At 72.4% G+C, this 7,643-nt stretch carries 6 protein-coding genes and 1 pseudogene; 5 read left to right on the top strand and 2 right to left on the bottom strand.

Annotation, left to right across the window (positions count from 1 at the left end; translation table 11 throughout):
• On the bottom strand, nt 1-986 hold a 986-nt coding region (locus ACZ37P_RS10955), incomplete at its 3' end, for an EamA family transporter (protein ID WP_467346216.1).
• 97 nt (nt 987-1,083) lie between these two features.
• Between ACZ37P_RS10955 and ACZ37P_RS10950 the strand changes: the two genes are divergently transcribed.
• The 3 genes from ACZ37P_RS10950 (at nt 1,084) to ACZ37P_RS10940 (ending at nt 2,586) form a co-directional block, all read left to right on the top strand.
• The gene (locus tag ACZ37P_RS10950) at nt 1,084-1,272 is read left to right on the top strand and encodes a ribbon-helix-helix protein, CopG family (RefSeq protein WP_355341781.1); all 189 of its coding nucleotides are present in this window, start codon (nt 1,084-1,086) and stop codon (nt 1,270-1,272) included.
• Nucleotide 1,273: 1 nt separating this feature from the next.
• On the top strand, nt 1,274-1,621 hold the full coding sequence (locus ACZ37P_RS10945) for a VOC family protein (RefSeq protein ID WP_355341654.1): 348 nt from the start codon (nt 1,274-1,276) through the stop codon (nt 1,619-1,621).
• A 62-nt stretch (nt 1,622-1,683) separates the two neighbouring features.
• Nucleotides 1,684-2,586 carry a class I SAM-dependent methyltransferase gene (locus ACZ37P_RS10940; RefSeq protein ID WP_467346087.1) on the top strand — a complete coding sequence of 301 codons (903 nt, stop codon included), beginning with the start codon at nt 1,684-1,686 and terminating at the stop codon, nt 2,584-2,586.
• Nucleotides 2,587-2,595: 9 nt separating this feature from the next.
• Here ACZ37P_RS10940 and ACZ37P_RS10935 read toward each other — a convergent pair.
• Nucleotides 2,596-2,739, bottom strand: a pseudogene (locus ACZ37P_RS10935) (transcriptional regulator); the annotation flags it as partial.
• Between the two features lie 277 nt (nt 2,740-3,016).
• Here ACZ37P_RS10935 and ACZ37P_RS10930 point away from each other — a divergent pair.
• Both ACZ37P_RS10930 and ACZ37P_RS10925 read left to right on the top strand, forming a co-directional pair.
• Nucleotides 3,017-5,224, top strand: a complete 2,208-nt coding sequence (locus ACZ37P_RS10930; protein WP_467346086.1) for an alpha-L-rhamnosidase-related protein — start codon at nt 3,017-3,019, stop codon at nt 5,222-5,224.
• 84 nt (nt 5,225-5,308) lie between these two features.
• Nucleotides 5,309-7,564, top strand: a complete 2,256-nt coding sequence (locus ACZ37P_RS10925; protein WP_467346084.1) for an alpha-L-rhamnosidase C-terminal domain-containing protein — start codon at nt 5,309-5,311, stop codon at nt 7,562-7,564.
• The last annotated feature ends 79 nt before the right edge of the window (nt 7,565-7,643 follow it).

Genomic DNA, 7,643 nt, shown 5'->3' with positions numbered 1-7,643 from the left:
CGCCTAGATAACAACCCCCCAGCGAAACACGGGCCACACGACCAACCCCACACCCCCCCCCCAGGCATCCCCGCTGGGTCTCCCCCCCCCCCCCGCCCCCCCCCCCCCCCCCCCCCCCCCGAGGCCGCCACCACGCACAGCACCGCGATCCACTGCGTCCAGCGCAGCGCCTCCTGGAGCACGATCAGGCCGATGAGGGCGGCCATCGCAGGTTCGAGGCTCATGAGGATGCCGAAGACCCGCGGCGGGATCCTGCGCAGCGCCTCCAGTTCCAGCGAGAACGGGACCACCGACGACAGCAGCGCGACGCCGAATCCGGCGGCCAGCACCCACGGGTGGACCAGCGCCGTACTGCCGCCGGCCACACCGAACGGGACGGCCACCAGGGCCGCGACGACCATGCCCAGCGCGAGACCGTTGCCGTGGGCGGTGTGCCGGCCCAGCGCCGCGCCGACCGGGATGTACGCGGCCCAGCACGCGGCGGCGGCGAGCGCGAACAGGAAACCGACGAGGTCGATGTCGCCGCGTCCTCCGACCAGCAGGAGCACACCGGCCGCCGCGAGCAGCGCCCAGAAGGCGTCCAGCCACCGCCGCGACCCGGCCAGGGCCACCGTCAGCGGTCCGAGGAATTCGGTGGTCACCGCGATCCCGAGCGGGAGCCGGGTCAGCGCCTGGTAGAAGCAGAGGTTCATCACGCCGATCGTGACGCCGTAGCCGATCACCACGGCCCACGCCCGGCGGTCCATCCGCAGCGACGGCCGCCACAGCGCCGTCAGCACGACCGCGGCGAAGAACAGCCGGAGCGCGACCGTACCAAGGCTGCCCACCGCGCTGAACAGGTGCGTGGCCACCGCCGAGCCCAGTTGGACGCTGAGGGTGCCGAGCAGCACCAGCGCCGTCGGCGGGATCGCGCCGAAGCCGCGTCGGGCCCGCGCGGCCGGCGAGAAGCGGAGGTACGGGGCGCGTTCGGTCCTGCCGATGTTCATGGTGGCCACGCGCGGAGTATCGACGATCGGGCGCCGCGCGTCGCGTGGTTTTTCCCGGAAGCTTGACCTAGGGAACTAGATTGCTAGCATGGGCGATGTGGGCGACGACGACGTCAAGCAGTTCAACGTGTATCTGCCGATAGGGCTGATCAAGCAGGTCAAGCACCACGCCATCGAGTCGGAGAAGTCGCTGTCGGCGCTGGTCGCCGAGGCGCTGCGCGCGTATCTCGACGAGGCGGCGGAGCCCCGCGACCAGCGGCGGCGAGCGAGTGACAAGGAGAGTTGAGATGACGACGCGGGGCATCGAGGCCGTGTTCCTGGAAACGCACAATTGGGGCAAGGCGGCCAAGTTCTTCCAAGGGCTCGGCTACGAGCTGGAGTTCTCGACCGATCACAATTCGGGGCAGTTGCGCAACGGCGAAGGACCGTATCTCTTCATCGCCGAGATCCCGGAGAGCCAGGAGCCGCGGGCGCCGCGGATGGTGCTGACCGTGGCCGACGCGGACGCCTTCGAGGCCGCGCCGGGCGTCGAGGTCGTCACGCCGTTCGAGGAGACCCACTTCGGGACGCGGGAGATGACCGTACGGGACCCGGACGGCCGGCTGTGGAGCCTCCAGGCCCCGGCGAAGAGCTGACCGTCCGCGCGGCGGGCCGTGCACCACACCAGGCGACAGGCAGCACCGACAGGGAGCGCGACATGAGCGAGCGGCACGAGCGATCGAGGGCGGGCCGAGCCGTCCCGGAGGCCGACGGCGCGGCGGCCGAGCCCGACAGCACCGCCGTACGGGTGGCGCTGTGGCGGGCGGTCCATGTGCTGCACGACCCGCCGCCGCATGTGCTGGCGGACGAGATCGGATTGCGGCTGGCCGACCCCGAGGGGGGCTGGCGGGAGCGCGGGGACATGCACCCGGAGGGCACCAGCCGTTTCCGGGCGGGTGTCGTGGCCCGCGCGCGCTTCGTGGAGGACCTGGTCGTCGAGCGGCTGGACGAGGGCGTCGGGCAGTACGTGCTGCTGGGCGCGGGGCTCGACACCTTCGCGCAGCGCAGGCCGGATCTCGCCGACCGGCTGCGGATCTTCGAGGTCGACCGGCCGGAGCCGCAGGAGTGGAAGCGGCGGCGGCTGACCGAACTCGGCTACGGCGTCGGCGACGGGCTGCGCCTGGTGCCGGTCGACTTCGAGACCGCCGGTTCCTGGTGGGATCGGCTGAGGACGGCCGGATTCGACGCCGGACGGCCCGCGGTGGTGGCCTCCGCCGGGGTCAGCATGTACCTCACGAAGGAGGCCAACGCCGCCACCCTGCGCACCCTCGCCTCGCTCGCGCCCGGCTCCACCGTCGTCATGACGTTCATGCCGCCGCTGGATCTGATGGAACCCGACGAGCGCGCCGTCCGCCAGGCCGCGGAGAACGGCGCCCGCGGCTCCGGCACCCCGTTCATCAGCTTCTACGCCCCCGCTGAGATCCTGGCCCTGGCCCGCGCCGCCGGATTCACCGACGCCCGCCACGTCTCGGCCGCCGCCCTCAACGAGCGCTACTTCGCCGGCCGCCCGGACGGCCTGCGCACCTCCAACGGCGAGGAGCTGCTGGTCGCGACGGTCTGACCGGCTCCCTCAGATCCCCCGCAGGTCCCGCCAGGCCGCGCCGATGACGCGAAGGGCGTCGGCGCCGTACACGGCGGATTCCCGCAGGATGCGCCAGGTGCGCGGGTACGTCTCTACGCTCACCGCGTCGTCGATCCACAGCTCCGCGTGCCAGGGTCCGGCTGGACGAGCCACGGCACTCGATCCGCCTGATCCGCTGAGAGGGCACTTCTCCCTCCCGGGCGGGACGCCTCCCCCGCCCCCACTGCCTCCCTGGTCACAGCCCCCATGGCCGCTCCGCGGCCCGGATCCGCCGCGATCGGCCGGGGCAACAACTCCCCGCACGGGTATGGACGGGCCGCGAAACACCGACGTAGTGTGCTCGGCGGCCCAGGAAGATCAGTGAGGGTTTCCGCGTCCGCGATCTTGAAACGATTCATCCGGGAGAGACATGCCGCACAGTGAAGTGCAGGGACCGACACGGCGCGTACTCGTCACGACGGGGCTGGCCGCCGCGTTCGTCGCGGCGACGGAGGCGGGCGGGGGCCGGGCCGTCGCCGCGGAACCGGCCGCGGGAGCCGCGCCGCAGGGCGCGTCGGCGGTGCCCGCGGGCGCCTCGGTCCCCGCCTCGCGGCCCGGCGGCAAGGCGCCCTCGGGCAAGTGGGACGCCTTCAACCTCTCCCCCGCCGGCCGTACGGTGCGCCCGGTCGCCGTCTACACGCTCACCGGTGTCGTGCGGCGGCCCGAGGCGCTGGTGACCAAGGGGCGCGGTGCCAAGGCCGTCACCCGGATCACCGGCAAGGGCTCCTCCGTGACCTTCGACTTCGGCAAGGAGGTCGGCGGATTCGTCACTCTCAGCTTCGGGCCGGGCGGTGAAACGAATCAGACGGTCGGGCTGACGTACTCCGAGCTGTCCAACTTCGTCAGCACGTCGTCCAGCGACGGGTCCAACGGCGGCAGCAACAACGAGCCCGCCGTGCGTTACGCGGTGACGCCCGGCGGGCGGATCAGCACCGACAAGGACACCCCGGTCGCGGGCGCGGGTCCCGCCGCGACCGCGCACCCGGCGTCCCAACTGCGCGGCGGCTTCCGCTACTTGACGGTGGTCAACGAGACCTCGGGCTCCGTGGACCTGACCGATGTCTCGGTACGGATCACCTTCGCGCCGAACGCCGCCGACCTGTCGGCGTACCCCAACTACTTCTACTGCGACGACGACATGCTCAACCGGGTCTGGTACGCGGGCGCCTACACCGTGCAGACCAACATCATCGCCGCCGACCAGGGCCGGGTCTGGGGCCCGCCGGACCTCGGCTGGGACAACAGCGCGAAGGTCGGCGAGGCGGGCGGCACGGTGCTGGTCGACGGCGCCAAGCGCGACCGCACGGTGTGGCCGGGCGACCTCGGCATCTCCGTCCTGACCGACTATGTGTCGCTGGGCGACCTGGTGACCGTGCGCGACTCGCTCCAGACGCTCTACAACCACCAGGACGCCGGCGGCGCGCTCCCGTACGCGGGGCCGGCCGTGAACTTCATCGGCAACTCCGACGCCTACCACCTGTGGACGCTCATCGGCACGGCGAGTTACGTCCAGCTCAGCGGCGACACCGCGTGGGCGCGTACGGCGTACGACGCGTACAAGAAGGCCGTGACGTACATCGTCGCGAAGATCGACGGTGACGGGCTGCTGAACGTCACCAGCGCGGCGGACTGGGCGCGTTCGGACGCCGACGGCAAGAACCTCGAAGCCAACGCCATCATGTACCGGGCGCTGGTGACCGCGAGCGCGCTCGCCACGACGCTCGGCGACCCGGCCTCGGCGGGCGCGTGGAAGGCGAAGGCCGCCGCGCTCAAGTCGGCGGTGGAGAGCGGCGGTTACTGGGACGAGGCCGTGGGCCTGTACCGCGACAAGCCGACCGGCGGCGGCGCCTCGCTGTATCCGCAGGACGGCAACGCGCTGGCCGTGTGGTTCGGCCTGGTGGACTCCGCGGACCGCGCGCGGACCATCAGCGCCTCGCTGGCGTGGCGCTGGACGGCGGTCGGCGCGCTGTCGCCGGAGAAGAGCGGTTCCTCCGTGCACCCGTTCCCCGGCGGCATGGAGGTGCACGCGCACTTCGCCGCGGGGCAGGACGCGACCGCGCTCGACCTGATCCGCCGCGAGTGGGGCTTCATGCTCGACAGCCCCACGGGGACGGCCAGTACGTTCTGGGAGGGCTACCGCACCGACGGCACGTCGGACTACTCCGGTTCGTACATGAGCGCAGCGCACGGCTGGTCGACGGGTCCGACCTCGGCGCTGACCTACCGCTTCCTGGGCATCTCCCCCACCGGCGACGCGGGCGCGGGGCACCGCGTGGAGCCGCACCCCGGCGAACAGCGTTTCGCACAGGGCCAGTTGACCACCGCGAAGGGGGTGATCGGCGCGTCGTGGCAGCAGCGCGGCGGCGGTGAGTTCGACCTGACGGTGAACGCGCCGGGCGGCGCCGTGGACGAGATCGCGGTCCCGGTGACCGACGCGCGCACCTGCGTCGTACGCCTCGACGGCCGCACGGTCTGGCAGGGGTCGGCGCGGCGCACCGGGGTGACCTTCTCCGGCGGCTATGTGCGGATCGCGGGCGTGGCGGCGGGCACCCGCAAGGTGACCGTGCGCCGCCGCTGACCGGCCGCCCGCCCGCCCGCGCCCCACAGGGATCGCGCGGGAACGCACCCGCTTCCGCAGAGGGACACAGAGAGGGAACGACGTATGCCCATTCATGTCCGCAGGAGCCGCGCGGCTGCCGCGGCCGTCGCGGCCGGGACCGTCATGCTGGGCCTGCTGCCCGGCTCGGCTTTCGGCGCCGACGCGCCGACGACGACCGCGGCGGCGAAGGCGCACGACCCCTGGACGCAGGACGGCTACACCCCGCGCCCCGGCGACTGGCGGCCGTACGTCCTGGCGCCGGCCGGCCACACGGTCGCCCCGGTCCGCGTGCTGTCGGCGACCGCGAGAGGCGGCGCGATCCAGGGCGACCCGAAGGCGGTGCTGGGCGACGGCCGCAGGGCCGTTCGGCTGGTCAGCACCGGGGACCGCACCCAATCCCCGCTGCTGGCACTGGACTTCGGCAAGGACGTCGGCGGCCGGATCAGCGTCAAGGTGGCGGGCGCGTCCAAGACACCGCCTCGACTGCACGTGTGCTTCAGCGAGTCGGTGCAGTACGCGGCCACCGCTCCGGGCGACAACAACGGCGAGGCGGCCCATGCGCCGGGCTGCGACACCGCGAACATCTGGAACGGCTATCCCGGCCAGCCGTACACCTACGACGCCGACAGCCACACCATCACCCTGGACACGGCGAAGCTGCCCGCGACCTTGACGGACACTCAGCTGCGCGGCGGTTTCCGCTACGCGACGCTGTTCCTCGACGGGCCCGGCTGGGTGGACCTCGGCGCGGTGTCCGTGAAGTTCGACGCGGCGCCGCGGCAGAAGTCGCCCGCCGCGTACCAGGGCTGGTTCCTGTCCAGCGACGACGAGTTGAACAAGATCTGGTACGCGGGCGCGTACACCGTGCAGCTCGACACCTGGATGTCGGACACGGCCAAGAGCTGGCCGTACGCGACGGGTGAGGGCGATCACGCGGACAGTCAGGTGCCGAACGCCGATCCCGCCAAGGAGGTCATCTTCGACGGCGCCAAGCGGGACCGCATCGTGTGGCAGGGCGACCTGGCGGTGCAGGTCCCGGTCACGTATCTGAGCACCAACGACACGGACGCGGTGGACAATTCGCTGTCCTCGCTGGCCGCGCAGCAGTTGCCGGACGGGTACATGCCCGGCGAGAGCCTGGTGGGGCCGCACAATCAGGACGAGATCCGCACGTACGGCGAGTACGTGACGTGGTTCGTCTACAACCAGTACCAGCACTGGCTCTACACCGGTGACCGCGGCTATCTCGACAGGTGGTGGCCCGCGCTGACGAAGGCCACCGCGTGGCTGGAGTCGGTGCGCGCCCAGGACCCGCAGGGGCTGATCGCCTTCGGCGCGGTCAACTCCTGCGGCCACTACGGCTACAGCGACTGCGGGCACGAGACCTATGTGAACGCGCTGTATGTGCGCAATCTCCAGGAGATGGCGGAGCTGGCCACCGCCCGGCACGACAAGGCCGCGTCCGGGGTGTACGCGGACCGCGCGACCGTGGTGAAGAAGGCGGTCAACGACCAGCTCTGGGACCCGGCCGTCGGTGCGTACCGGCTCTCGCGGGAGATCCCCGGCGCCTATCCGCAGGACGCCAACGCGGCGGCGGCGCTCACCGGGGTCGCCGGCCAGCGGCAGGCGAGCAGCGCGATGGACTATCTGCGGCGGACGAGTTGGGGTCCCTACGGCGCGCTGACGATGGCGCCGAGCACGCCCAACGCGTCGATCGGGCCGATCTACGAGCCGCTGCCCAGCGGTTTCGAGGCGAGCGCGCGGCTGGGTCTGGCCGACGCGAGCGGCGCGCAGCAGACCGGCGGCCTGGATCTGATCCGTACCTTCTGGGGCTACCAGCTCTCGCAGGACCCGGGCGGCACCTTCTGGGAGAAGGCCGACCTGGCGGGACAGCCCGCCCTTTCGCAGTTCACCAGCCTCGCGCACGGCTGGGCTTCGGGGCCGACGGTCAGCCTCACCAACCAGGTGCTGGGCATCCGGCCGACCGGCGCGGGCTTCGCCTCGTACGCGGTCGTGCCCACGCCCGGCGACCTCACGTGGGCGCAGGGCAAGGTGCCCACCCCGCACGGCGCGATCAGCGCGTCCTGGCGCGCGAACGGCGGCGGCTTCACGCTGGCCACCGACGCGCCGCGCGGCACCACCGGCAGGCTCGCGGTGCCGACCGGCGGCGCGAGGGTGCGGGTCACCCTGGACGGGCGGACCGTCTGGGACGGCACGCGGGCGGTCGGCGGCGCGCGCGTGAGCGGTGACGGCGTGAACGTGTACGTGGACGCGGTCGGCGCCGGGCACCACACGCTGGTCTCGCACAAGGCGCTCTAGCGGCACGGGAGTTGAGTGACGACGGCCCGCAGGCGGTGGGGAGACCGCCTCGCGGGCCGTCGTCGCGTACCGGCCGGGA

The organism is Streptomyces sp. NPDC024632, from assembly GCF_055559175.1.
The sequence above is the reverse complement of the archived record's forward strand: the minus strand, read 5'-3'. Positions and strand labels throughout refer to the sequence as shown.